Raw genomic sequence first — 24,111 nt, forward strand, 5'->3', positions numbered from 1 at the left:
ACATATGTAAGCGTTTTTATAGGTGTGGCGCTTCGCTTTGCTGAATATTGCCTCGCGTAGCTCTTGTTATCATTGGATTTGCTTATGGAATGTATGCTACCTTAAAAGAATAGACTGTTATTATCCCATATCTGCTAAGGAGCATTTCATGCCGAAACGACGATTCGAACCTCCACTGCTGCTTCTGGCCGTCCTTGGCCTGATGCTGTACCTGGGCGTTACGTTTGCCTCCGCCTATTTGGACAAGACTCGCCTCCCTAAAGACGATGCCGAAGACCTTCCCGTCGTTACGAAGCAGCAAGCGGCGAATGCTGCGATGAGCTTTGTCCGCAACCGCTTTGCGATAGGACCAGGCGCACAAGCCCATACCTTGTACCAATCTTACCCGGTAAGAAACGGGTATTTGCTAAAGGAGCAGCTGTACGATCAATACAAGAAAAAATATGAAGGACGATTTCCCCTCGAATATTTTGAGGTGGAGATTAACGACATCGAAAAGGGCGTAACGTACTATGTGGCGGTGAATTATAAAACCTTGGCCATATTCGGATTCTCGATGAGCCGGACCGCAACCGCCAGAAGCGAATCCGTAAGCTCTCCGGATGCCGGCCTCCTGAAGACGGCGAATACCGCCATTCGGGAGATGGGCTATGACCCCGCGGAATTTGCATTGACGGGCGAATCCGGGCGGGCCGGGAACGGAAGTCTCATCTTCCGCAGCAAGACGGAGCGAATAGGCAAAGCCCCGCTGGAGCTTCACCTGAAAGTGTCCGGCAGCCGGGTCACTGCGTTTGAGCCGGTATTTCCGGTTCCGGATGCATTCATGGCCTGGCAGGAAGCGCAGGATCGCCGTTCCGCTTTAATGACGCGGATCAGTATCGGAATCTCGCTTGTGATGACACTCGCGGCGCTGATCCTAGTTGTGCGGCGGCGGCGTGACATCCGCTATGCGCGCGGTGCGCTGCTCACGTTTTTCTTCGTGGCGATTTATATCGTCAACAATTTTAATATGATCCCTGCGTTCCGAACGATGCACGGAAGCGGACCTTCCTGGCCAGTAGCCCTGTTTTACTTATGGTTCACCAATATTGTTGTCGGACTGATGGCCCTTTCGACGTATTTGGCCTTGAGTGCGGGGCGGCGGCTCTGGCTCGACCGCGGATGGAATCCCTGGCCGGTCTGGCGGGACTCTGTATTCGGAGGCGAGGTATGGAAAGCGGCGGTACGAGGTTATTTCATTTGCTTGTTCATTTTGGGCCTGCAGCAAACCATGTTTTTTATCGGTACCGAAGTGTTCGGCGTATGGACGGTCAGCGACCCGGCCGACTCCGTATACAACATGACCTATCCCGGTATATTTCCGTTGATGGCCTGGGTGGCCTCCATCTCCGAAGAGGCGGTGTACCGGCTGTTGGGCATCGCCCTCATGCTGAAGCTGACACGCAGCCGTTTCCTGGCCGTACTGCTGCCGAGCGTCATCTGGGCGATGAGCCATACCCAATACCCTATTTACCCGGTGTACACCCGATTGGTCGAGGTGACGGTCATCGGATTGATATTCGGTTATGTATTCTTGAAATATGGCTTGCTTACCGCTCTGTTCACCCATGCGTCCATGAACAGCATCCTGATGGGGCTCTCGATCATGTTCGTCGGAGAGCCCGAACAGGTCGCTATCGGCGCGGCTTATTTGGCGGCGCCATTGGCTATCGGCCGGGTGCTGTCTCTGCTGCACGCCGGATTCAATCGACGGCCCCCGTCGTTTCCCCCGCCGAATCCTTCGCCGGATCCGAATCCGCACCCTGGCTCCGGCCGTTTAACGCCGTTATGATTTGCTCCGCCAGCTTTGGACCGATACCAAGAGGCTTAAAGTCTTCAGGCTTGGCCTCTTTTATTTTTTTCAGGGAACCGAAATGCCTCAGCAGCGCTTTCCGCCGTTTCTCCCCAACGCCGGGCACGGCATCCAGCTGGGAAACGACCATCGACTTGGCCCTCGTTTCCCTGTGGAAGGTGATCGCGAATCGGTGCACTTCGTCCTGGATGCGCTGAAGCAAATAAAATTCCTGGCTGTCGCGCGGCAGGGGCACAACCTCGGCCGGATCGCCCATAAGCAGCTGCGCGGTTTTGTGCTTGGCGTCTTTTACCAAACCGCAAACGGGTATAAAGAGTCCGAGCTCGTTCTCAAGCACGTCCACCGCAGCAGCGATATGCCCCTTTCCGCCGTCAATGACAACGAGATCCGGCAGCGGCAGACCTTCCTTCAGCACCCGTTCATAGCGGCGCCTTACTACCTCGCGCATCGTTTCATAGTCGTCCGGTCCCTTTACCGTGCGTATTTTGTACTTGCGGTATTCCTTACGGTCCGGCTTGCCGTCCGTAAATACAACCATCGCCGATACGGGGTCCGAGCCTTGAATGTTGGAGTTATCGAACGCCTCGATGCGCCGTACGACGCCCGTGCCCAAATAGCGGCCTAGGTTCTCCACCGCCTTGACCGTACGCTCCTCATCCCGTTCAATCAAACGGAATTTTTCTTCAAGCGCAACCCGGGCATTCTCGCAAGCCATATCCACCATATTCTTCTTCAGGCCCCGGCGCGGAATATGCACCTTTACCTTCAGCCAGCTTTCAAGCGCCTCCTTGATTTCGACTTTGGCCGCCACTTCATGTTCTTCCGATTCAGCATCGGAGAAGCCGGCCTTATGCTCCGCTTTCCCGGCAGGATCGCCTGCTTCTTCCTGCTTCTGCCCCGCTCCCCACGCCGGCAGGAAGACTTCCTTCGGCAGCGCCGGATTCTCGCTGTAGTACTGCGTCACGAAAGTGAGGAAGTCTTCATCCGCCTCGCCATAATATGGAAAGAGAGAGGCGTGGCGTTCGATCAGCTTGCCTTGGCGCATGTACAGGATTTGCACACACATCCAGCCTTTGTCTACGGCAAACCCGAATATGTCCCGGTCCACGGTATCCGTTGTCGTAATTTTCTGCTTTTCCATCACGGCATCGATTTGCAGAATATGATCACGGAGTTCCTTTGCCCGCTCGAAGTTCAGCTCCTCTGCCGCTTCGTTCATTTTACGAGTCAGCTCCGCCTTGATGGCATGATGTCCGCCGTTTAAGAAACGGCTGATCTCTTGGACCATCTTGTCATACGTATCCTGCTCCACCTCATATTCGCAGGGGGCGATACATTGGCCAAGATGGTAATACAAGCATACCCGGTCCGGAAGCGTCTTGCATTTGCGCAGCGGGTACAACCGGTCCAGCAGCTTCTTCGTCTCCTGTGCCGCAAAGGCGTTCGGGTAGGGTCCGAAATATTTGGCTTTATCCTTCAGTACCCGGCGGGTCACCTCAAGCCGCGGATGCTTTTCATTCGTAATTTTAATATATGGAAACGATTTGTCGTCCTTAAGCAGAACGTTATATCGCGGAAAATACGTTTTAATCAGGTTGGCCTCAAGAATGAGCGCCTCCACATTGCTGGCCGTAACAATGTATTCGAAGTCGACGACCTCATTGACCATCAACTGCGTCTTCACGGTATGACTGCCGGTAAAATAGGATCGCAGCCGGTTGCGCAGCACTTTTGCTTTGCCGACATAAATGACGGTGCCCTCCCGGTTTTTCATCAAATAACAGCCGGGCTGCTCCGGTACGAGCGACAGCTTGTTTTTGATGGCTTCCAGCGTCTTCTTCCGTTCCTGTAGGTGATGGGCTCCCCCTTCGTGCTCGGTCATCTGCGCTCCTCCTTTCCATAACAAAAAGCTCTTTTTCCAGCATAGCAGAAAAAGAGCTTTTTCGTCACCTTACTCGCCTGCTGCCAATTTATTGATAGCGGCTCAGTACGTTTTTCAGGGCATCCTTGGACTGGAAGCCGACAACCTTGTCCACCGGCTGTCCGTCCTTGAACACAATCAGCGTAGGAATACTCATAACGCCAAAACGGGAAGCGGACTCCGGATTGTCATCCACGTTCACCTTGGCGATTTTTACACTGTCGCCGATTTCTTTATCCAGCTCCTCAAGTACAGGAGCGATCATTTTGCAAGGACCGCACCAAGGAGCCCAGAAGTCTACTAGAACCGTACCGGATCCTTCTACTTCATTAGTAAAGGATTGGTCAGTAACATTTACGATTGCCATATTTTATATATTCTCCTTTCGGTTTGGTATGCCAACATGTAAAGTATACCACATCACGGCCCTTTTTCAACCGCGCTAAAGTTTGCATAATTGTCACTTTCACGTTCTTTACAATTCCTTCGAAAGTTGGGTATACTGTCTTTATATATGCACCCCGGCTAATTGCCGAAGGAGGAAAGGGACATGAACGATCCGAAACATCCGGAGCTGCACGTATACGAAGAAGGACGCGACGATTTGATGGATACGGCCATGGGCTTTGGCGTATTCTTTATCGTTCTTATCGGAATCGCGGTAGTGGCTACCGTTGTCTCCGTTTTGGTGAAGTAATTTCTCATTAGACAAGTTAGTTTTCCCAAAGCCAAAAGCCCTTCTCGACGTCTGCATGACGCGAGAAGGGCTTTTTTACCTTTTTTATAAGCGGCCGCTTATTGCAAGCCCCGTTTATTCGTTCCATTCACCATGACCACGTCGACAAAATGCCGGATGCGATCCATGATTCTCTGCCCTTTGTACTCCTCGTCTCCATCCTTACTGGTGAAGCTGAAATGCTTCTCCAACGAGGTTAAATCCAGATTAGAGGTAAAGAACGTCGGCTTGCGGTTCATCCGGTAATTGAGAATCGCTCCCATCACATGGTCGCGCAGCCACGGATTCAGGTTCTCCGCGCCGATGTCGTCAAATACCAGCAGATCCGTTTCCTTGAGCACATCAATCGTTTCCTTCAGCTTCAGCGGTTCCTGGAACATCGACTTCAAATCCTCGGCAAAATCCGGCATGTACACAATGGCTCCCGTATATCCGTCTTTGGCCAGCTCATAAAGCAGGTAACACATTAAGAAGGTTTTTCCTGTTCCGAACGCCCCTGCCAGGTAAAGCCCCTTCGGTTGCAGCCCGTTTTCCCGCACCTGGAAAATATAATCCATCACCTGCCCGACAGCTTCTTCACGATCGGGGTCCTTGCCCAGAATCTCCAATGACGAATAACCTTCCGACAGCGCCCGCTCATCTACATAGAAGCTGCGAATGCGGCTGCGTACCGCCTCTTGCGTTGACCTTGCGATAAACTTTTTGCAGGCCACCTTCTGATCGTGGATGCGGATCCGATCTTCCGCCGCCTCCACCGTCAGTATTGAGTAATGACCTTCAAAATCGTTCGGACAGCGGTCCAGGCCCGGACAATTGGAACAGTTGTTATATTCCGTCACATATTGGTGCAGCTTATTTAAATTCAGCTTCATCGTCTGAAGATCAAGCTCCGGATATTTTTGTCTCAGCTTCACGATGAGCGGGTCCTTTGCCACCTGCTGTAACTTTTCATCCGCCTGTTTTAACAACTGTCGTCCCTGCATGCCGCGCAGCAACTCTCCTAACGATTCCACCGGCTTCACCTCCCCATGGTTTCCGATTCATTGACCGGACTAAAGCCTACCGCTGTCCGTCCAGCTGCTGAGCTTTTCTGCGGAGCGTCTCACGTTCAGCTTCCGTTAACCGTTTGACGTTAGGCGCATCCTTGACGATCGGGATAACCGGCTTCTGGCGCCCTCCTGCCCGGCTTCCCCTTGCCGCTGCAGCGCCCCTGCCTCTTGGGCTTTGCGCATCGCGAGACGCTTTCTTGTCCGTATATTTCATCTGCTCGCGTATGTATTGCACCGCTTGTTCGAACGAGTTCACCTGTTTCCCCAGCATATCCGTCACGCTGAATTCAATGGATGCCCTTGACCAGGATCGTTTATTTACATAGATATAATGAATGAGCACATTGATGACTTCTTCACGCAAGCCGTAATTCAAATCGACCTTTGCCAGCGTATCGAGCAAACCGTCCGGTACCGAACCCTTCGAAAAAATTTTTTCCAGCAGGAACGTATAGGGCTCATTACGCAAAATGTAATTATACTGATGCTGGTTGCATTCGCCTTGAAAAATATCGGGCACGTCCAGATAATATTCCATTTCGACGATGTTGTCCCCCGATTCCGGGCCTTCGCCGCCGCGGTTCAATTCACCCTGCCTGTCGGTCAATTTGGCCAGCAAACGGGTACGGTCGTCGCTTCGTTTCTTATCCGCCCGGAAGATCTGATTCGCTTTATGCTGAAGCAGTTCCAGCACCACCCGGCCCTCTTCATCAAACACGCCATCCTCATCCAGTAAGCGGCAGACGTCCGTCAGGTGTAAATTATACTTTTTGGCCACAAAATTAATGGTTGCCATTTGCTCTGTTTCGTATTTGAGCCTCTCCACGTACTCCCGGTTTATGGATTCGCGCGGGAAATGCATGATGATGTCGGCATATTGATAGCCCTTGTACGTGACTTCCGGCTTCCCTTCCGCAGGTTCAGACGCGGCGGATTCGAAGAAAGCCTGCTCCAGCTCATAATCGACCACCTGTGTGTTGAGCCGGAACAGCTCGTAGAAGGGCACGGATAAATTCTCCGTATTGGCATTCTTCAGTTCGTCAGGCTCCGGCCGCACCAGCTCGTCCCGAAGCGCAAAGACCGCATACTTGCCGACCTTATCCCGCAGCAGCAGCGTCAAATGCTGGTTGCGGAAAAATTCCGCCGGCGTATGGGGCGCATACAGCGTATATTCATATACATAGTCCTCCGAAGCCGCCGCAAACCGGCGGGAGGTCTTCAGAAGCCCTACCGCCTCGAGACGCGAGGTCTGTTCAATAAAGAGCTTTCTGCCCCGCTCTCCCGCCTCCAGCTCCAGCGCCAAGAACAGCTTGCGCTGCTGCTCCACCTCGGAGCAGCCTGTTTTGTCGGCCGGCAGCTGCTGAAACAGCGTATGGTATATGCTCAGGGCATACGCCCCGACCATAGGCTGGTAGACGGCGGTCAGCATCTTGTAATCCAGGCTGCTCAGCGCGAAATCCCGTACGACATAGAAACGGTGGTATTCGGAAAAATGCAGCAAATTCGTTATTCGCATTCGTTCAAAGCTCCATCCGTGTTGCGAGTCTTACTCTCCATTTTACCACAGGAATCGACAACATGTGTAGATGAAAAAGAAGGCTCTGCTCTGGATGGCGTGGCTGAAGTGCCAGGGTGGCTGCCGGCGTTCCGCTGCGAGCTCGTGTTACCTGCCTCCGGCCGCTCTTGAAATCAGGTTCTTCTTATTATTAACTTACGTAGCAGTTAGAACCCGATTTCAAAGGCGGCACGTAAACTCTCCGGCAGTTACACGGCTCTCCGCTTCACACCAAACCACCTTAAAAAACGTAAGCCCCGCCAAAATGGCAGGGCCTTGAGGGGGGATAAGCAGGAAAATCAAAGCGACAAAATATCAGAAGCATCAAGGAGTTTAAAACATTTTGTAGCCTTTTTGCCGAAGAGATTTGATCGTGGAGCCGCTGACGATGGCGCCGGCTAATCCGCCGATCGCAGGTATATAATCGACAATCGAGTACTCTGCAAGGTTCGCGCCAAGCGAACCGGTACCCCATTCCCAATAAATGACCAACCCGATGACCAGTACGATATATCCGTAAATGGGAAACCATGTCGTTTTCATCAGCATGTTTAGTATAAAACCGAGTCCGAAGAAAAGCACGAACAACAGCATCGTAACGATAATTAATTGAAGCAATCCGGACAACCCCTTTCTTTTCGCACACAACGCAGGCTTTTCCATTCTATTTTATAATAAACAGGAGTGCCCGGTAAAGTGAACGGTGACTGAACAGAGAATTTGGACACAAATCGTTCGCTGTTTTGTCACGGTCTGTCATTTGCCCTTTATTACCGATTTCGTTACAATGAAACAAGCAACCTCAAAATTATATCATAAATGTTCCAATATAAAGGAGTTGTATATCATGAGTGAAGCCGTTTCTACATTGGAAGGCTGGTACTGCCTGCACGATTTCCGCGCCATCGACTGGAATGCCTGGAAGAGCCTGACGGACCAGGAGAGAGCCCGCGCAGAGGATGAGCTGTACACCTTGCTGCGCCAGTACCAGAATACGGAAGACCAAAAGCAGGGAAGCACCGCTTTTTACTCCATCGTCGGACAAAAAGCCGATTTTGTGTTCATGCACCTGCGCGAAACGCTCGAAGAGCTGAACGAGCTTGAAACCGCGTTTAACAAAACGTTATTCGCTCAAGTTACAATACCGACCTATTCCTATGTTTCAATTGTAGAACTTGGCGGCTACATGGCCAAACCCGGATCGGACCCGATGCAGGATCCCGAAATTCTCGCCCGTTTGAAACCGATCCTTCCAAAAGCAAAACATATCTGCTTCTACCCGATGAACAAGCGCCGTGAAGGCAATGACAACTGGTACATGCTGTCTACCGAAGAGCGCCGCAACTTTATGCGGAACCATGGCATGATCGGCCGTAATTATGCAGGCAAAATCAAGCAAATTATCTGCGGCTCCATCGGTTTGGACGATTGGGAATGGGGAGTTACCCTGTTTGCGGATGACGCGCTTCAATTCAAGAAGATCGTCTATGAAATGCGTTTTGACGAAACGAGCGCACGCTTCGGCGAGTTCGGCGAATTTTATGTCGGAAATCTGCTGGATAAAGACAAAATGGAAGCGATGCTGAAGCTATAGGCCCGGCATTCCTGAATACAGCCGACAAAAAACCTTATCGCGCACGGTTCCTAACTCATACCGGGCTGCGATAAGGTTATATTGGTCAATCTTCATCATCGTCCGCTGTCAAACGCGCCAGTTCTTTTTCAAGCTCTTTACGGCGAAGGTATTCTTCCGTATCCCGGTCGCGCTGCCGCGACTTCTCTTTCAGCCGCTCGATGGCGGGAAGAATCAAAATATCGATTTCCTTCTGTACCGTATGAACCAGATCGTAGCGCTCTTGCGATTCCAAATAATGGCCGACGTCCATCAGCGCATTGTACCGGTCAAGCTCATCCCGCGTCAGAAGTCCCCGAACTTGAACGCTGCAGTGTCTCACGATTTAAAACTTTCCTTTCCTAATGACCAGCGAAATTCCGCCGATGATGTACAGGTAACGCAAATCGATGATTTTCTTCATGATGGCGGCGATTCCGCCTTTAATTTTCTTTGAACCGACAATCCCGATCGCTTCGCCGCGGCCGAGGGACGCCACTGTACCTTTAGGTTTGTATTCAAATTTCTTCAGCTCGGAGCCGCGGATTTGAGCAACCAGATTGCTTGCGCACACTTCGGCCTGTTGCATCGAAATTTGCGCCGTTGGCGGATACGGACGGCCTTCTGGATTCATTACAATGGAGCAATCGCCCAGGACGTACACATGGTCATAGCCTGGCGCACGCAGCGTCTCATCCACTTTAATGCGGCCGCGCATCGTTTCGAAACCAGCTTCATCCAGCAGGTGATTACCGCGGATACCGCCGGTCCAAATGACCGTGGAGGACTTGATTTCCTCGCCCGTTGCCAGCACGACGCCTTCCGGCGTGCACTCTTTGATCGCTGTAGCGATTTTGAACGTCACACCTTTTTTCTGCAGAACTTCCATCGCGTACTCGACCAGCTCCGGATCAAAGCCCGGCAGTGCGGTCGGCGCCGCTTCAACGTTATAAATTTTAACAAGGGAAGGATCCACGTCGAATTCCTTGCACAGCTGAGGTATGCGGTCAGCCAGCTCGCCGACAAATTCGATCCCCGTAAACCCTGCTCCGCCGACGACAAAAGTCAAGTAATCGGTACGGGAAGGTTCACGCTTGAACTTGGCGAACTGGTATTCGATATGCTCGCGAATGAGGCGCACGCTGTTGATCGAGCGAATGTTCATTGCATATTCCTTCAAACCCGGAATCCCGAACGTTTCCGGTTCGCCGCCTAGACCGATGACCAAATAGTCGTACGAGAGCGTTCCTTCTTCAAGAATGACCTTCTTCTCCTGCGGACGAATCTGAACGACCGTGGATTTCACAAAGTCAATTTTAAACTCGTCGATGAGCTTCAAAATATTCACTCTTGCATTCTCGGGATTGTCCGTCCCTGCGGCCGGCATGTGCAGATGAGTTGTGATGTAATGGTAATCATGCTTGTTTACCAATGTGACATCCGCCTCATTATAATTCAACTCTTTTTGTAAGCGAATAGCCGTTACAATGCCTCCATACCCTGCGCCTAAAATGACTATTCTCGGAATTCGACTCATGGCTTTATCCCTTCCATCCCGCATTTGCGTTGTATATGTCTATCATAGCGCTTGTGAAAAAATACACAAGTTATACCAAAAATAGCTTCCATCTTTACTTTTTCCGTCGGAAAATGAAAGTATGAACGTTTAAAGCATACGTGGTACAACAGTTTTAACCAATTCACAAAAATAATATAATTTTATGACTTAAATAGCAAGCCCTATTTTGGATAAAATAGTAGGAAAATCAGCAGAATAATGGGGCATACGCCAGTAAGACACGCAAAAAATGTCGAAAGCTATACAAAAACTTTATCGGGCTAATCAATTAAATCACTCATTGAAAAGGGGATTTTTTATTTTCATACTACTGGACGTACGTTTATAATAAAAAGGATTGAACTTCGGAGGTGTTATTTTTTCATGAGTAACCAAATCAGCGACGTGATTATTGTCGGCGGTGGCCCTGCAGGTATGTTCGCCGCTTTTTATGGAGGAATGCGGCAGGCTTCCGTAAAATTGATTGAAAGTATGCCGCAGCTTGGAGGACAATTGGCCGCGCTCTATCCGGAGAAATATATTTATGATGTGGCCGGATTTCCCAAAGTGACGGCACAAGAGCTGGTTAACAATCTGTATACCCAAATGAAGCATTTTCCGATCGAAGTATGCCTGGAAGAAAAAGTGCTGAAGGTGGAGAAAAAAGACGAGCGGCTGTTCGAAGTGACTACGGACAAAGGAACCCATCATTCCAAAGCGGTCATCATTACCGGGGGCGTCGGCGCGTTTGAACCGAGAAGACTGGAACTTCCGGAAGCGGCACAATACGAAAAGAAAAACCTGCATTATTTCGTAAGCGATCTTAACCGGTTTAAAGGACAAAAGGTGCTCATTAGCGGCGGCGGAGATTCCGCTGTAGACTGGGCGCTCATGCTGGAGCCTATCGCCGAGAAGGTGACCTTGGTTCACCGCCGCGATAAATTCCGCGCCCATGAGCACAGTGTAGAAAACCTGATGAAGTCCAAGGTCGAAGTGGTTACTCCAACGGAAATCACCGCCCTGCACGGAAACAGCCAGATCGAAAAAGTCACGCTCAAGCACATCAAAACAGGTGAAGAAACCGTTGTAGATGTGGATGCTGTTATTATTAATTATGGTTTCGTCTCCACTCTCGGTCCGATCGCGGAATGGGGACTTGAGATCGACAACGGCTCGATCGTCGTCGATTCCCGGATGGAAACGAACATTCCCGGCATTTTCGCTGCCGGCGACATCACCACTTACCCTGGCAAGCTGAAATTGATCGCCGTCGGTTTCGGCGAAGCGCCAACGGCGATCAACAACGCCAAAGTATATATCGATCCTTCAGCCAAGCTTTCCCCGGGTCACAGCTCGAACATGAAGCTCTAAGCACGGGTTTACATTTAGGCTCTACAAAAAACGGACTCCACGGTCCGTTTTTATTTTGGGTATTTTCTGTTTTTTATACTCCATTGCAGCCCGTCTCTTAAATCACCTGAAAAAGAAAAAAAAGCCCGGTCAGCTGACCTGGGCTTCACCCGCTCTGTAGTAATCTAGGTTGATTTGCCTGTGTCTAATTTCATCCAACAACAACGCAACAAATTCATCCTCTAACTGCAACTCAATAGCTTTGAAATAGGACTCGACCAACATCTCATCACTGATAAGTTTCATAATAACTATCACCTTATTCTGTAATCTACCATCATATTAGCATGCGGTTAATATTAGAACAAGCGTTCTGTTATCCACAAAATCATGTGAACAACCTGTGTGTATCATGTTAATAACCTTCTAATAACTGTTATTTATGCGGTGGGTAATGTGGACAAAGTTATACACAGCCGCTTATTCGATCTTGTCGATAAAAAAGAATAATTGGAAAACATATAAACAATCTGATTTAATAAATTTTTCCTTTCATATCAAGACTACCCTTTTTTCGCAAAAAACCGCCAGGCTTATCCGCCTGACGGTCCCGCTATTTACAAGTGCAGATTTTCCAGTTCAATAAGCGTTAGAAGAAGGAGATTTGTTTACACTTGCTTTGAACGGATGTCTTCTTCGATCATCGCAATGACGCTCTCCAGGCTTTGAGCGCCCAAATCGCCTTGTCCCCGCTTGCGTACCGACACGCTGCCCGATTGGACCTCGTTCTCGCCGACTACAAGCATGTAGGGGATTTTTTCCAATTGCGCTTCACGAATTTTGTAGCCGAGCTTCTCGTTCCGCAAATCGGCCTCCACACGAATACCTGCGAGCTTCAGCTTCTCTTCCACTTCCTTGGCATAAGCCTCGAAATTGCCGGATACCGGAAGGACTTTCGCCTGCACCGGACACAGCCAGGTCGGCAATGCGCCTGCAAAATTCTCAAGCAGGAAGGCCGTCATGCGCTCCATCGTCGAAATAATGCCGCGGTGAATAACAACCGGACGGTGCTTCTGGCCATCGGCGCCGACGTACTCCAGCTGGAAACGCTCCGGCAGCAGGAAGTCGAGCTGGGCAGTAGACAGCGTCTCTTCCTTCTTAAGAGCGGTTTTGATCTGCACGTCAAGCTTCGGACCGTAGAAGGCCGCCTCGCCCTCTGCTTCAAAGAACGGAAGGCCCAGCTCCTCCACAACCTCACGCAGCATGCGCTGCGACATCTCCCACATCTCGTCGTTTTGGAAATACTTCTCCGTATCCTTAGGATCGCGGTAAGACAAGCGGAACCGGTATTCCTTAATCCCGAAATCCTCATATACCTGACGAATCAGGTTCACAACACGGGCAAACTCCTCTTTAATCTGATCCGGACGGCAGAAAATATGTGCATCGTTCAGTGTCATCGCCCGGACACGGTGAAGACCGGTCAGCGCTCCGGACATTTCATAACGGTGCATCGTACCCAGCTCGGCGATCCGTACAGGCAGATCGCGATAGCTGCGCATGTCGCTTTTGTACACCATCATATGGTGCGGACAGTTCATGGGACGCAGCACCAGTTCTTCGTTATCCATCGTCATCTTGGGGAACATGTCCTCACTGTAGTGCTCCCAATGGCCGCTCGTTTTGTAAAGCTCGACGTTAGCGAGCACTGGTGTGTAGACGTGCTGATACCCCAACCGTTCCTCCAAATCGACGATGTAGCGTTCCATCGTGCGGCGCAATTTTGCCCCGTGCGGAAGCCACAGAGGCAGTCCTTGTCCGACCTCGCTGGAGAAAGTGAACATTTTCAGCTCTTTGCCCAGCTTGCGGTGATCGCGTTTTTTGGCTTCCTCCAGCAGATGCAGATGCTCGTCCAGCTCCGCTTTTTTCGGGAAAGCCGTACCGTAAATGCGCTGCAGCATTTTGTTTTTGGAGTCGCCTCTCCAGTAAGCGCCCGCTACGCTCAGCAGCTTGAACGCTTTGATCCGTCCGGTGGAAGGAAGATGAGGGCCGCGGCATAGATCGAAGAACTCGCCCTGATCGTAAATCGTAATCACGGAGTCCTCCGGCAGATCACGGATCAGTTCGAGCTTCAAAGGATCCTCCAGCTCGGTGAAGATGCGAACCGCTTCTTCCCGGCTCACTTCGCGGCGGCGAATCGGCAAATTCTCCTGAGTGATCCGCTCCATTTCCTTTTCGATCTTCCCAAGATCCTCCGGCGTCAGCGAGGTCTCCATATCGATATCATAGTAGAAGCCGTCCTCGATGACCGGGCCGACCCCGAGCTTAACGTTCTTCTCGCCGTACAGGCGTTTGATCGCCTGCGCCATCAAGTGCGCCGTACTGTGACGGTATACTTCCAGTCCTTCCTCGCTGTCCAGGGTCACGATTTGAAGCGCGGCATCCGCTTCAATCGGCGTATTCAAATCCACCAGCTTGCCATTGATTTTGCCCACCACAGCGTTCTTTTTCAAGCCCGGGCTGATCGAGCCCGCAACGTCCTCTACCGTGGTCCCCCGTTCAAACTCCCTTACTGCGCCATCCGGAAAACTTACTTTTACTGCCATACTCCTGTACCTCCGATTCTAAGTCCCTTTTCAAAATAAAAAAGCGCTTCATCCCGTAAGGGACGAGTGCGCTTGGCTCGTGGTTCCACCCTAATTCGATTCGAAAGCCGATTCCTGACAGGACGCCAGCTTGCGAATCCTCAAAACATTCGATAACGTGAATGATCCGGTGACATATACTGAACGCCTGCTGACGGTCGCTCCGCCGATACGGTCGTCGTTCCACATCACGGCTACAAAGGGGTAAACCATTGTCGTTCACTGAAGGGGATTTCAGCCAAGTCCCCTCTCTCTGGGCAGCACTTCAATCGTTCATGTCTTTGATCATAGCCTTAACCTTTATTATATTCAGCTGCCGCTCCCCGGTCAAGATTATGACACAACCTGCAGTACCCGCACAATTCCACCCGGTTTTCAAAAATTTGCTTGATCGTTTTGATCACCTGCAGCTCCGGTTCCCGGGTGTGAATATAGATTTGCTGGGGAGAAACGGTAATTAAAGTACTGATGATCATATCTTCAAAATTGATTTCCCTCTCAAGCATCTCTACAGTAACGACCGCATCCATTTCCGGGGTTTCCATGCTTTCCATCTGTTCGTTAAGCAGCAAAAAATCACTGCCCCCCTTATGAATCAGATGCACGAACGGTATTTTCGCCTCCTGGATATAGACAAAATACTGCAGCAGGGAGATGAATTCCTGATACTGCCGGTCCATCACAAATTCGTCGATCGCGTATTCCACCACATCCCGCAGCTCATCCTTGTAGGCATGAAGCCGAAACCGCAAAAATCCGTTCAGGTCGAACTCCGTATACACCTCGAGATATTCGTAAAACTCCGATATAATTTTTTGTTTTCTTCTTAAATAAGCCTCCGTTTGACCGGCTCCTTCGCCCCATTCGCCTTCACCGTACAGCACCTGCCTGCAAAAGGCCAAGATGCCTTCCACTTCGTCATCCTGCTTATAGTTAAAGTCCTGTTTAATGATCTTGAGCAGCAGTTCCCGCTCCTCTTCCTCCAGTACATAATCCGCAAGGACATCCGCCGCTGCTTTATAAACTCGAATGCCGTCTTCCTTCAACCGAAATCCGGGCGGCACTCCGCTGACTTCTATTCGATACAAGCCTTTCCGCCGGTCCAGGGCGATATGGATGTGCTCCTTATGATGTAGGATCCCGCAGGAGGATTGAAGCAGTCGATACAGCCGATCTGCTTGCTCATCCGTACGTTTGGTCAAGGTCACTGTAAACAGCTTCATCCCCACTCACTCCTTTGAGGCCTTACTTTCTTTTTTAAGTATATGGTAGGACATTCGCATATATACAAATATCCGCCGGCCTAAGTATAGGAATAAATGAGATTTACACACAATTATGGTGTATTTCTCAAGCCGATACATAAAAAACATGGCGCCATCGCCCGGAATATCATTTTTTATTGATACGTTGCGTATATTAAATATGTTCTTATATTAAATCCAGAATAAATATGATACTATATGTATCATAACGTTGTGATGAACAGGAGGACAGATATGCGGCATAATCGCGATCGGTATAAACCCCCGGCAGCGGACAATCTGGTTCACCTTCACAAAAATGTTTACGTGAACCGCAGCGACCCGAACTATCACGAAAAAGTCCTCCGCTACCTCGATCCTCATTCGCCTGAAGCGCATTATCGGTTAGGACAGCAATTCGAGCATGCAGGAGATACCGGCAAAGCCCTTTTTCATTACAAGGAAGCGATGAAGACGCACCCTTCCCCATACTATTATCCTGCATACACAGCCATTCGCAGGTTGGATACTCAACCATTGAATCCGTCAACTCCCCACCATGCCGGAGACATCGCTTCTTCTTCCGGCACGAGGACGCGACCTTTCATTCCCTTGTTTTTGAAAACGCTTATCATCGTGCTGTTGTTATTGAATTTCCTTCTGCTTGCGGCACTTTACGGGCCCGGGTCCGTATCCAAAGCGGTATCCGTAGTCATCCCATGGTCCATCGGCAAAGAAGTCACCTATGAAAGCGTGGAGACGCCGTTTATCATGCATTTCCCATACGGTTTCCCTCGCGAGCAAGTCGAAAAAGCACTGCACACCAAAGCATTGCAGCTGTCGGAAACTTATCCGACGCACGCCATTCGCATTTACGGTATGGCTTCACCCGTGACGGTCGCCGACAATAAAGCGATGCCGCTAACCGACGAGACGACTAAAAGCAAAGCCTTTGTCGTAGCGGAATATAACCCGGCCATCGATACGGCCGTAAAAATCCGTTTTCTGAATACCGAACTGCAGCAGCTTCATACTGCCGCGGGCGCCAACCTGGTCCGGACGGCTCTCCTTGCTTATCAGGAGGATCACGGGAGCCCTCCCGCCTCCATCGGTTTGCTGCTTAAAGATTACCCTAATAATTATTTAAGCTTCCTCCCTATAGAAACGGAATCCGGTTCGGCGAATGTCCGAACCGTTTTTGATCGCAGCGGCGGCTGGGTGTACGATCCAACGGCAGAGGAACCGTCCGCTATGTTTTATCCCAACACCATAAAGGGTACAGCCTTCCCTTATGTTCCCGTGAAGCTGACCGTCGATCCGTCCGCCCATGCTTTACGGCTTGCGGCCGGCCCGCTTATCCTTGTGGAGGCCCCCGTCGGAGTGGGCAGGGACAACCTTACTCCGGAAGGCCGTTTCTTCATCTCCGAGAGGGTTCTGGACCCGCAAGGCATCCATCCCGGGGTATACGGGGCCGCAGCGCTCGGTATGGGACAGCTTGCCATCCATGGAACCTTCGATAAAGAGTCGATTGGTCAAAATCAATCGCTGGGATGCATCCGGCTAACCAACAGCGATATTACGGCCATCTATCCCCTGGTTCCCAAAGGCACCGAGGTGGAGATCGCCAACGGCGCAGCAGCGGATGCCGCCTTTACCGCCACCCTGACGCCGGAGCTGCTGCTGCCCGATCCCTCCCTTTTTCCTCCTCCCGACGAAACGGCGCCAAGCCGCCAGTTCCATTGGCTTGGCTGATCCCATCTATGAAAAAAGACGCCTGGCTCCACAGAGGCAAGCGTCTTTTTTGCATATTAATTTTGCATAACAAAGTCCTTGTCCACAGACACCGAAGCGTCGTCAAACACGCGCAAAATTTCGTACTTCGTATTGCGCTGAGCCGGAATCTTGCCCGCTTCACGAATAATCTGCAGCGTCGAGCTGATGTTCACCTTATGCGTGGTTCCTGCGGCGGATACGACATTCTCCTCGATCATCGTCGAACCGAAATCGTTGCAGCCGTAATGCAGGGACAGCTTGCCTACTTCCGGTCCCATCGTTACCCATGAAGATTGGAAGTTCGGAATGTTATCCAGCATGATGCGGCTGATCGCCACATTTTTGAGATAATCCTCCGCCCCCAGCTTCTCGGCCTTCATATTCGTATTCTCCGGCTGGAAGGTCCATGAAATAAAGGCCAGAAAGCCCGGTGAATTCCAGCCGTTGGCTATACATTCATCTTGAGCGTCGCGAATGCGGAGCAGATGCAGCGCTCTCTCTTCTATGGACTCGCCGAAGCCGATCACCATCGTACCCGTCGTATGCATCCCGACCCGGTGGGCTGTCTGCATGACATCCATCCAGTCGCGCCAGGAGCCCTTCAGACGGCTGATCTTGCGCCGCGTCCGATCATCCAATATTTCCGCGCCGCCGCCCGGAAGCGAATCAAGTCCCGCCTCGTGAAGCGCGCGGACGACCTCTTCCAGCGTAAGGCCGTTCGATACTTCCTTCATCTTCATGATCTCCGCAGGAGAGAAGGAATGCATCGTAATTTGCGGGAACCTCTTCTTAATCTCACGCAGCAAATTCGTATAGTACGTGAAAGGAAGGTCCGGATTCGTTCCTCCCTGCATCAGGATTTCCGTCCCGTTGACATCTATCGTTTCCTGGATTTTTTGGAAAATGACATCATCCGGAAGCACGTACCCTTCTTTAGAGCCCGGGGCCCGGTAGAAGGCGCAAAACCGGCAGTACACATCACAAATATTGGTATAGTTCACATTCCGCCCGATCACAAAGGTCGTAATCGGTTCCGGGTGGTGCTTCAGCATAATCTGGTTAGCGGCATGGCCCATTTTTTCAATTTCATCCGATTCATAGAGCGTGATGCAATCTTCCAGGCTAATCCGATTCCCGGCCAGCGCATGCTCCAATATCCGGTCGATGGAACTCATCGCATTCATCTCCTTTACCCTATTCATCGTATCATAAATCACACGCTACCCGCTATACAAAAAGACCGTCATTTCGGACCAAAGGCCTTCAAACGGTCAAAAATTCAACAAATTGTTCAGGTTATCCGGAGTTATTCTCAGTGAATAGGATGGTCCTTCAGACATGATCCAAAGAAAAACCGGTGACGCCTGCCAAGGCCACCGGCTGCATTTATCGTTTATCCTAACGTCAGCGGCTGATTTTCCTCGATCTCCTGACGGGCCAAGTCAATAGCCCGGGACAAATCCGCAATCAAATCGTCAACGTGTTCTATCCCGACGGAATAGCGCAGCAGCTTGTCATCCACGCCAATCCTGCGGCGGATTTCCTCGGGAATGTCCGCATGCGTTTGGACGGCCGGATACGTCATTAACGATTCGACCCCGCCCAAGCTTTCCGCGAACGCAATCAGCTTGATATGCCGCAGAATCGGCTCGACGTAGCGGGCATCTTTCAATTTGAAAGAAAAAATACCGCTGTTGCCCGAGGACTGCTTGTTCTGAATATCATGACCCGGATGGTCCGGAAGCGCCGGATAATACACCGCTTCCACCTGCGGATGGGATTTCAGGAACGAGGCCACGGCCAGCGCGTTGGCTTGATGGCGCTCCATACGGATGGCCAGCGTCTTCATTCCCCGCATTAACAGCCAGCTGTCCTGCGGATTCAGCACCGCGCCGATGGAATTGTGCAGGAAGGCCATCTGCTCCGACAGCTCCTTGCCCTTAGTCACGATCAGTCCGGCAAGGACATCGTTATGGCCCCCGAGATATTTGGTCGCGCTGTGAATGACGATGTCTGCGCCAAGCTCGATCGGCCGCTGGAAGAAAGGCGTCAGCAGCGTGTTGTCAACGATCGAAAGAATGCCTTTCTTTTTGGCCCAGGAACACACAAGCTCCAGATCCGTAATCATCATGAGCGGATTCGTCGGCGTCTCGATCAGAATCGCTTTTGTGTTCGGCTTGATATTGGCTTCCAGCTCATCTAAATTGTTCGTATCCACATAAGTGGCCGTCACTCCGAAGCGTGACATGATACGTTCAAGGAGACGGTATGTACCGCCGTACAAATCAAGCGAAACGATCAAATGATCCCCTTGACTGAACAAAGCGAAAATCGTCTGCAGCGCCGCCATTCCGGAGCTGCAGGCAAACCCTGCATCTCCGGATTCCAGCTCGGCGATTGCATCTTCAAGCACCTTGCGCGTCGGACTCTTCGTACGTGCATAATCGAATCCGGTGCTTTGCCCAAGCTTCGGATGACGAAACGCCGTGGATTGATAAATCGGAAAGCTGACCGCTCCGGTCACCGGCTCCTCCTGAGAACCGATTTGAGCCAGCCGGCTTTCGATTCTCCATCGCTGATTTTCCTCTTTGCTGTTACTCATCTTACGAATTCCCCCTTGTGCAGATCAAACGGTGTCTCTTGGTACACATAATAATTGAGCCAATTGGAGAACAACAGATTGGCATGCGCCCTCCAAGTGTTAAGCGGCGGCTTGCTGGGATCGTCGTTCGGGTAATAATTTTTCGGGATGGCAATGTTTAACCCTCTATTGATATCGCGGTCATACTCCATTTTGAGTGAACACGCATCATATTCCGAATGTCCGGTAACAAAAATTTGCTTACCGTCATGGGTAGCGACGATATATACGCCCGCCTCCTCCGACTCGGAAAGAATTTCAAGCTCCGGCACCTTCAAAATGTCCTCCCGGCGCACCTCCGTATGGCGGGATTGGGGCACCAGATACAACTCGTCGAAGCCGCGAAGCAGTTTGACATTGGACCTTGTGATGGTATGCGGGAACACGCCAAACATCTTTTCCTCCAACGGATATTTCGGGACGCCGAAGTGATGATACAGCCCGGCTTGCGCCGCCCAGCAAATATGCATGGTGGAGGTGACATGCGTTTTGCTCCATTCCATGATTTGCTTGATCTCATCCCAGTAGTTGACGTCTTCAAAATCCATTTGTTCCACTGGAGCCCCGGTGATGATCATGCCGTCGAACCGTTCATGCTTTACATCTTCGAACGTTTTGTAAAACTGTTCCAAATGCTCGGGTGATGTATTTTTGGACCTGTGTGTTTTGGGGTGCAGCAGTGTGAATTCGACCTGCAGCGGAGTGTTTCCGATCAGCCGCAGCAGCTGCGTTTCCGTCGTCTCTTTGGTCGGCATCAAATTCACAATGGCAATGCGAAGCGGCCGGATATCTTGACGATATGCCACACTTTCGTCCATCACAAAAATATTCTCGTTGATCAATATTTCTTTGGCAGGCAGATTATCTGGAACCTTGATAGGCATCGGAATCACTCCTTTTCATTGTAGGATTCGTATGTTCCTTGCACTCTCACGCTCGCAGCAGGCAAAATAAAAAAGCCTTCTTCGCACGCACGAGAAAGGCCTTTGTCTGTAACATCGTCCTCTCTCATCTCTCAGAAGCCGCTACAGCTTCCGCAAGATTTAGCACCGTGCAGTCTTTGTTATGCAAAGAACTGTCGGTTGCCGGGTATCATAGGGCTAGTCCCTCCACCTGCTCTTGATAAGAGTGTGAAACCGAATCTATTCAGTTGAATTTGGATAATAATAATGTATACGAAAACTCGGCGATCGTCAAGCGCATGCCTCACGCCATCGAACGAATTGTACGCTTTCCGGATGGACTCCGCGGCACCAAAAGATACACGCATTCATAGTATGTGGTAAGGTGCATTTTTTCTATACATTATGGATTGTCTTCTCGAATATGAGGAGTTATACTAGACAAGTATTCGACAATTCATGCAAAAAAGGGGTGCAGTATTCGAATGGACGGAGACCCGAGGGGTAAACATCTTACGTTCAAACAACAGAATAACTCGTTGGAACCCGGTCGCAGCCGTTCGTCGGATTCTTGCACCAGTCGGTAGAAGGCAGGCTTGACGTTCTATTCCGGAAATGACCGCCTCGCTGCCCGGAACGGCTGACGCCGACCGTGCGTTCCACTCGGGTACAAGCAAAAGGGGTGGAACCTATGAAGGCACGTTTAGTGCAGGATGGCATTTTTACACTTGTTGAAGACATTACTCAGACCGCTTATCCGCCTCAGCACGGCTTTTACTGGATTGATGCCGAGCCGGAGGATTTGGATATTTTACAGCCTTTATTTCATCTTCATGAATTGGCCGTGGAAGACATGCTTACGGAAGAAGAGCAGCGGCCGAAAATCGAGCTTTATGATACGCATTATTTCATTGTGGTTAACAGCATCCGTTTTGACGATGAAGAAATTTTCCTTCGCGCCTTGAACATCTTTTTGGGCAAGCATTACATCATCACGATCACAAGACAGAAAATCAATGAAATCCGTGCTGTAAAGCCGGTTCTCTGGGAAGAAAAGGTCACTTCCCCCGACCAATTTTTGTATCATCTCATGGATTTGATCGTGGACAATTACACGATTGTCGGCGACCGGATCGATGCGAAGATCGAAAAGCTCGAAGAAGATATTTTGATGCATACGAAGAAGTCTCACCTGAATGAAATTATCGGGCTGCGAGGCGAGATTCTATGGCTCAGGAAAGTGCTCGTCCCGCAAAAGGAAGTGCTTTTCACGCTTCATAAAAAAGAACTGAGGCTGATCAGCGAGCCGCTCAAAAAATATTTTGGCGACATCTACGAAAATGCCGTCAAAATTTCTGAAACATTCGATACGCTTCGGGATTTGATGGGCAACTTGCGGGAAGCTTACCAATCCAGCCTGGCGAGCCGCGCGAACGATATTATGCGCATATTCACCGCGCTCACGACCATCTTCATGCCGCTGACATTCATCACGGGGATCTACGGAATGAACTTCGAGTATATCCCGGGTCTTCACTCCCATTATGGGGGAATCGCAACCGTCGTGTTTATGGTCATTGTCGGTGTATCCATGTTCATTTTATTCCGCAAAAAAGACTGGCTCTAATCGCCAGTCTTTTGTGGTTTCCAGAGCTCTTTGCGGCATCAGCTTGCCTCAACGGATTTCATCGCGTTCGCACGACGAAATTTCATTCGCAGCAGGCGCAGCCATTCGTAGATGCGGTCCGCATCCTTGGCCGAGAGCTCTTCCTCCTTGTAGACGGCTTGCAGAATCGGCTTCAGATAACGGTCGCCCTGCTGTTGGAACGCCCGCCAAGCCCGTTCCCGTTCCGCTGCGGGAATCGGCTCGAGCAGCTGCTCGATATAGCTTTCTAAATCGTAACCGTCGCGATCCAGTTCCTCGATCCATAGGAGCAGATTCCTGCGCTGCACCTTGGTCTGCTCCATCAGCTTGTCGAGCTGCTCGCCCCGGGAAATCGCCTCAAGCAGCTTCCGTTTGATCTCCTGCTTGTCCGCCTCCACCTTCCGCTTACGTTCCTTCTCTTCCATCAGCCAGGCATTGAATTCCATGGGGTCGACTTTTTCCTCCACCCACGTTAACGGAAACAAGCCGTTTTGCGGGAGTTTTGCAGTCAATGCAAGAATCTCTGCGCCGTACATGGACAATTTGGTTCGTCCAAATCCGGGAAGCTGCAGCAGTTCTTCTTCCGTTTGGGGAACGAAGGTGCTGATCAGTTTGAGCAAACGGTTCGTAGCAACGATGAACTGCGCTTTGCTCTCGCGCGACGCCTGCTTCCATCGCCATTGGCGCAGCGCCTCATAAAGCTCCTCATTCGAATGCTTCTCGCTGTAAAAATGCAGCATCTGAACAAACGCGGCGCGTCCATCCAGTCCGTCAACCTCACTTACGCTCATCTCAAGCAGGGGTTTAAAGCCTCCACACTGTTTCATAAATACCCCCTCCCGAAAGGAGGACATCATCTCATCCCAATGCAAGCCCTCGTACCAGGTCTCCTGCTCCGACCGCCCGTCCTCCTTGATTTCATTCCACATCACGAACCATACGCCTTGATTTTCAACGATGGATACCTGAGCCGTCCGGACTCTTCCCTCCTCCGTCGCCTTTTCCAGACTGTTCATAAACATCAGATTCAATGGGCTCCCCTCCTGAACTTCATGATTTTCAAACGCAAAAAAGCACCCTCCTACGGTAAGTAAGAGAGGTGCTTCCTCATTGACGTTTGAAATTAATTCGATCATATCATGGAGAACCTACAAAATCAAGCAGGTTTTGGATAATAATCCATGATAAGGGGAAAATTAAATCAACAGTTTATCACCCAGTCCCAAGGAGGTGACAACAAATGGCTTCGATCGACCGTAATCGAGACGGCTTTATAGAGGAAGCCCCTCAAAAGAAATATACCGATCTGAAAACCGTCGAATCCCAGCGCAACGACCTGACCGCGGAGGAATTTCCGGAGGGGCCCTACGGAAGCAGCCTGGAAACCGAATCTCTCGGCAAGAGTAGCCCATGGCGAGAAGACCAGCGGCCGCATAATCAATTTACCTACGAAAACCGGGAGCTTCACGCAGGCATTTCACGCGAGTATCCCGATGCCCATCCGACCCACGATTCGTCTGGTGACGATCATGTAGATGAATAAAAAGGATAAAGACAGCCTCATCCTGAACTGCCCCCCGATGGTTAGACATCCCTAACCATTGAAGGTGCAGCTCACCGCGGTAATA

Annotated in this window: 22 protein-coding genes and 1 riboswitch; of the genes, 7 read left to right on the plus strand and 15 right to left on the minus strand. The window is 50.6% G+C overall.

The window, feature by feature from the left end; translation table 11 throughout:
* Window positions 1-148 precede the first annotated feature (148 nt).
* Window positions 149-1,831: a CPBP family intramembrane glutamic endopeptidase gene (locus BLT35_RS18305; RefSeq protein WP_074729305.1), complete on the plus strand. Its 1,683-nt coding sequence runs from the start codon at window positions 149-151 to the stop codon at window positions 1,829-1,831.
* Here BLT35_RS18305 and uvrC read toward each other — a convergent pair.
* The gene (gene uvrC, locus BLT35_RS18310) at window positions 1,743-3,734 is read right to left on the minus strand and encodes an excinuclease ABC subunit UvrC (protein ID WP_074729308.1); all 1,992 of its coding nucleotides are present in this window, start codon (window positions 3,732-3,734) and stop codon (window positions 1,743-1,745) included. The two genes, BLT35_RS18305 and uvrC, sit on opposite strands and share 89 nt — an antisense overlap.
* A gap of 88 nt (window positions 3,735-3,822) precedes the next feature.
* On the minus strand, window positions 3,823-4,140 hold the full coding sequence (trxA, locus tag BLT35_RS18315) for a thioredoxin (protein WP_054819385.1): 318 nt from the start codon (window positions 4,138-4,140) through the stop codon (window positions 3,823-3,825).
* A 183-nt stretch (window positions 4,141-4,323) separates the two neighbouring features.
* Between trxA and BLT35_RS26545 the strand changes: the two genes are divergently transcribed.
* Complete coding sequence (locus tag BLT35_RS26545; protein WP_137670599.1) at window positions 4,324-4,470, plus strand: YqzM family protein; 147 nt, start codon at window positions 4,324-4,326, stop codon at window positions 4,468-4,470.
* A 98-nt stretch (window positions 4,471-4,568) separates the two neighbouring features.
* On the opposite strand, the gene dnaI is transcribed toward BLT35_RS26545, so the two are convergent.
* From dnaI to BLT35_RS18330, 3 genes are all read right to left on the minus strand, one after another.
* Window positions 4,569-5,522 carry a primosomal protein DnaI gene (gene dnaI, locus BLT35_RS18320; protein ID WP_062409403.1) on the minus strand — a complete coding sequence of 318 codons (954 nt, stop codon included), beginning with the start codon at window positions 5,520-5,522 and terminating at the stop codon, window positions 4,569-4,571.
* Between the two features lie 46 nt (window positions 5,523-5,568).
* Complete coding sequence (locus tag BLT35_RS18325; RefSeq protein WP_074729310.1) at window positions 5,569-7,074, minus strand: replication initiation and membrane attachment family protein; 1,506 nt, start codon at window positions 7,072-7,074, stop codon at window positions 5,569-5,571.
* A 372-nt stretch (window positions 7,075-7,446) separates the two neighbouring features.
* Window positions 7,447-7,776, minus strand: a complete 330-nt coding sequence (locus BLT35_RS18330) for a YuiB family protein (protein ID WP_082660832.1) — start codon at window positions 7,774-7,776, stop codon at window positions 7,447-7,449.
* Between the two features lie 184 nt (window positions 7,777-7,960).
* Here BLT35_RS18330 and hemQ point away from each other — a divergent pair, with 184 nt between their 5' ends.
* Window positions 7,961-8,707: a hydrogen peroxide-dependent heme synthase gene (hemQ, locus tag BLT35_RS18335; RefSeq protein ID WP_054819383.1), complete on the plus strand. Its 747-nt coding sequence runs from the start codon at window positions 7,961-7,963 to the stop codon at window positions 8,705-8,707.
* An 85-nt stretch (window positions 8,708-8,792) separates the two neighbouring features.
* Here hemQ and BLT35_RS18340 read toward each other — a convergent pair whose 3' ends face one another.
* Together BLT35_RS18340 and BLT35_RS18345 are read right to left on the minus strand one after the other, a co-directional pair.
* A complete protein-coding gene (locus BLT35_RS18340) occupies window positions 8,793-9,068 on the minus strand; it encodes a hypothetical protein (protein WP_054819382.1) in 276 nt (91 codons plus the stop codon).
* 3 nt (window positions 9,069-9,071) lie between these two features.
* Window positions 9,072-10,262, minus strand: coding sequence for an NAD(P)/FAD-dependent oxidoreductase (locus BLT35_RS18345; protein ID WP_074729312.1), 1,191 nt, complete (start codon window positions 10,260-10,262; stop codon window positions 9,072-9,074).
* A gap of 405 nt (window positions 10,263-10,667) precedes the next feature.
* On the opposite strand from BLT35_RS18345, the gene BLT35_RS18350 reads away from it, so the two are divergent.
* Window positions 10,668-11,654 (plus strand): NAD(P)/FAD-dependent oxidoreductase, encoded by a 987-nt coding sequence (locus BLT35_RS18350; RefSeq protein WP_062409406.1) that lies wholly within the window; start codon window positions 10,668-10,670, stop codon window positions 11,652-11,654.
* A gap of 129 nt (window positions 11,655-11,783) precedes the next feature.
* On the opposite strand, the gene BLT35_RS18355 is transcribed toward BLT35_RS18350, so the two are convergent.
* The 4 genes from BLT35_RS18355 to BLT35_RS18365 form a co-directional block, all read right to left on the minus strand.
* The gene (locus BLT35_RS18355; RefSeq protein WP_054819381.1) at window positions 11,784-11,939 is read right to left on the minus strand and encodes a sporulation histidine kinase inhibitor Sda; all 156 of its coding nucleotides are present in this window, start codon (window positions 11,937-11,939) and stop codon (window positions 11,784-11,786) included.
* A 362-nt stretch (window positions 11,940-12,301) separates the two neighbouring features.
* On the minus strand, window positions 12,302-14,239 hold the full coding sequence (thrS, locus tag BLT35_RS18360; protein WP_074729314.1) for a threonine--tRNA ligase: 1,938 nt from the start codon (window positions 14,237-14,239) through the stop codon (window positions 12,302-12,304).
* Between the two features lie 90 nt (window positions 14,240-14,329).
* On the minus strand, window positions 14,330-14,491 hold the full coding sequence (locus BLT35_RS27105; RefSeq protein WP_217634724.1) for a hypothetical protein: 162 nt from the start codon (window positions 14,489-14,491) through the stop codon (window positions 14,330-14,332).
* Between the two features lie 80 nt (window positions 14,492-14,571).
* A complete protein-coding gene (locus BLT35_RS18365; RefSeq protein WP_074729316.1) occupies window positions 14,572-15,501 on the minus strand; it encodes a putative sporulation protein YtxC in 930 nt (309 codons plus the stop codon).
* Between the two features lie 276 nt (window positions 15,502-15,777).
* On the opposite strand from BLT35_RS18365, the gene BLT35_RS18370 reads away from it, so the two are divergent.
* Window positions 15,778-17,274 carry a L,D-transpeptidase family protein gene (locus BLT35_RS18370; protein WP_074729318.1) on the plus strand — a complete coding sequence of 499 codons (1,497 nt, stop codon included), beginning with the start codon at window positions 15,778-15,780 and terminating at the stop codon, window positions 17,272-17,274.
* Window positions 17,275-17,330: 56 nt separating this feature from the next.
* Here BLT35_RS18370 and mqnC read toward each other — a convergent pair whose 3' ends face one another.
* From mqnC to metA, 3 genes are all read right to left on the minus strand, one after another.
* Entirely contained in the window at window positions 17,331-18,470 is a 1,140-nt protein-coding gene (mqnC, locus tag BLT35_RS18375) for a cyclic dehypoxanthinyl futalosine synthase (protein WP_062409410.1), read from the minus strand.
* A 218-nt stretch (window positions 18,471-18,688) separates the two neighbouring features.
* The gene (locus BLT35_RS18380; RefSeq protein WP_062409411.1) at window positions 18,689-19,897 is read right to left on the minus strand and encodes an aminotransferase class I/II-fold pyridoxal phosphate-dependent enzyme; all 1,209 of its coding nucleotides are present in this window, start codon (window positions 19,895-19,897) and stop codon (window positions 18,689-18,691) included.
* Window positions 19,894-20,820, minus strand: coding sequence for a homoserine O-acetyltransferase MetA (gene metA / locus BLT35_RS18385; protein ID WP_054819377.1), 927 nt, complete (start codon window positions 20,818-20,820; stop codon window positions 19,894-19,896). The genes BLT35_RS18380 and metA overlap by 4 nt, the downstream gene beginning before the upstream one ends.
* Before the next feature lie 121 nt (window positions 20,821-20,941).
* Window positions 20,942-21,065, minus strand: a riboswitch (SAM riboswitch).
* Between the two features lie 464 nt (window positions 21,066-21,529).
* On the opposite strand from metA, the gene corA reads away from it, so the two are divergent.
* The gene (corA, locus tag BLT35_RS18390) at window positions 21,530-22,465 is read left to right on the plus strand and encodes a magnesium/cobalt transporter CorA (RefSeq protein ID WP_062409412.1); all 936 of its coding nucleotides are present in this window, start codon (window positions 21,530-21,532) and stop codon (window positions 22,463-22,465) included.
* Between the two features lie 38 nt (window positions 22,466-22,503).
* Here the strand turns inward: corA and BLT35_RS18395 are convergent, their stop codons facing one another.
* Window positions 22,504-23,505, minus strand: coding sequence for an HRDC domain-containing protein (locus tag BLT35_RS18395; protein WP_254777606.1), 1,002 nt, complete (start codon window positions 23,503-23,505; stop codon window positions 22,504-22,506).
* Window positions 23,506-23,723: 218 nt separating this feature from the next.
* Between BLT35_RS18395 and BLT35_RS18400 the strand changes: the two genes are divergently transcribed.
* The gene (locus BLT35_RS18400) at window positions 23,724-24,026 is read left to right on the plus strand and encodes a hypothetical protein (RefSeq protein WP_054819375.1); all 303 of its coding nucleotides are present in this window, start codon (window positions 23,724-23,726) and stop codon (window positions 24,024-24,026) included.
* Window positions 24,027-24,111: the final 85 nt, after the last annotated feature.

It is taken from the genome of Paenibacillus naphthalenovorans (assembly GCF_900099895.1).
Classification (GTDB): domain Bacteria; phylum Bacillota; class Bacilli; order Paenibacillales; family NBRC-103111; genus Paenibacillus_G; species Paenibacillus_G naphthalenovorans.

Coding starts and splice junctions, on each gene's coding strand:
- BLT35_RS18305 (WP_074729305.1), top strand. CDS start 149: ATGCCGAAACGACGATTCGAACCTCCACTGCTGCTTCTGGCCGTCCTT.
- uvrC (WP_074729308.1), bottom strand. CDS start 3,734: ATGACCGAGCACGAAGGGGGAGCCCATCACCTACAGGAACGGAAGAAG.
- trxA (WP_054819385.1), bottom strand. CDS start 4,140: ATGGCAATCGTAAATGTTACTGACCAATCCTTTACTAATGAAGTAGAA.
- BLT35_RS26545 (WP_137670599.1), top strand. CDS start 4,324: ATGAACGATCCGAAACATCCGGAGCTGCACGTATACGAAGAAGGACGC.
- BLT35_RS18325 (WP_074729310.1), bottom strand. CDS start 7,074: ATGCGAATAACGAATTTGCTGCATTTTTCCGAATACCACCGTTTCTAT.
- BLT35_RS18330 (WP_082660832.1), bottom strand. CDS start 7,776: ATGGAAAAGCCTGCGTTGTGTGCGAAAAGAAAGGGGTTGTCCGGATTG.
- hemQ (WP_054819383.1), top strand. CDS start 7,961: ATGAGTGAAGCCGTTTCTACATTGGAAGGCTGGTACTGCCTGCACGAT.
- BLT35_RS18345 (WP_074729312.1), bottom strand. CDS start 10,262: ATGAGTCGAATTCCGAGAATAGTCATTTTAGGCGCAGGGTATGGAGGC.
- BLT35_RS18350 (WP_062409406.1), top strand. CDS start 10,668: ATGAGTAACCAAATCAGCGACGTGATTATTGTCGGCGGTGGCCCTGCA.
- BLT35_RS18355 (WP_054819381.1), bottom strand. CDS start 11,939: ATGAAACTTATCAGTGATGAGATGTTGGTCGAGTCCTATTTCAAAGCT.
- thrS (WP_074729314.1), bottom strand. CDS start 14,239: ATGGCAGTAAAAGTAAGTTTTCCGGATGGCGCAGTAAGGGAGTTTGAA.
- BLT35_RS27105 (WP_217634724.1), bottom strand. CDS start 14,491: ATGGTTTACCCCTTTGTAGCCGTGATGTGGAACGACGACCGTATCGGC.
- BLT35_RS18365 (WP_074729316.1), bottom strand. CDS start 15,501: ATGAAGCTGTTTACAGTGACCTTGACCAAACGTACGGATGAGCAAGCA.
- BLT35_RS18370 (WP_074729318.1), top strand. CDS start 15,778: ATGCGGCATAATCGCGATCGGTATAAACCCCCGGCAGCGGACAATCTG.
- mqnC (WP_062409410.1), bottom strand. CDS start 18,470: ATGAGTTCCATCGACCGGATATTGGAGCATGCGCTGGCCGGGAATCGG.
- BLT35_RS18380 (WP_062409411.1), bottom strand. CDS start 19,897: ATGAGTAACAGCAAAGAGGAAAATCAGCGATGGAGAATCGAAAGCCGG.
- metA (WP_054819377.1), bottom strand. CDS start 20,820: ATGCCTATCAAGGTTCCAGATAATCTGCCTGCCAAAGAAATATTGATC.
- corA (WP_062409412.1), top strand. CDS start 21,530: ATGAAGGCACGTTTAGTGCAGGATGGCATTTTTACACTTGTTGAAGAC.
- BLT35_RS18395 (WP_254777606.1), bottom strand. CDS start 23,505: ATGTTTATGAACAGTCTGGAAAAGGCGACGGAGGAGGGAAGAGTCCGG.
- BLT35_RS18400 (WP_054819375.1), top strand. CDS start 23,724: ATGGCTTCGATCGACCGTAATCGAGACGGCTTTATAGAGGAAGCCCCT.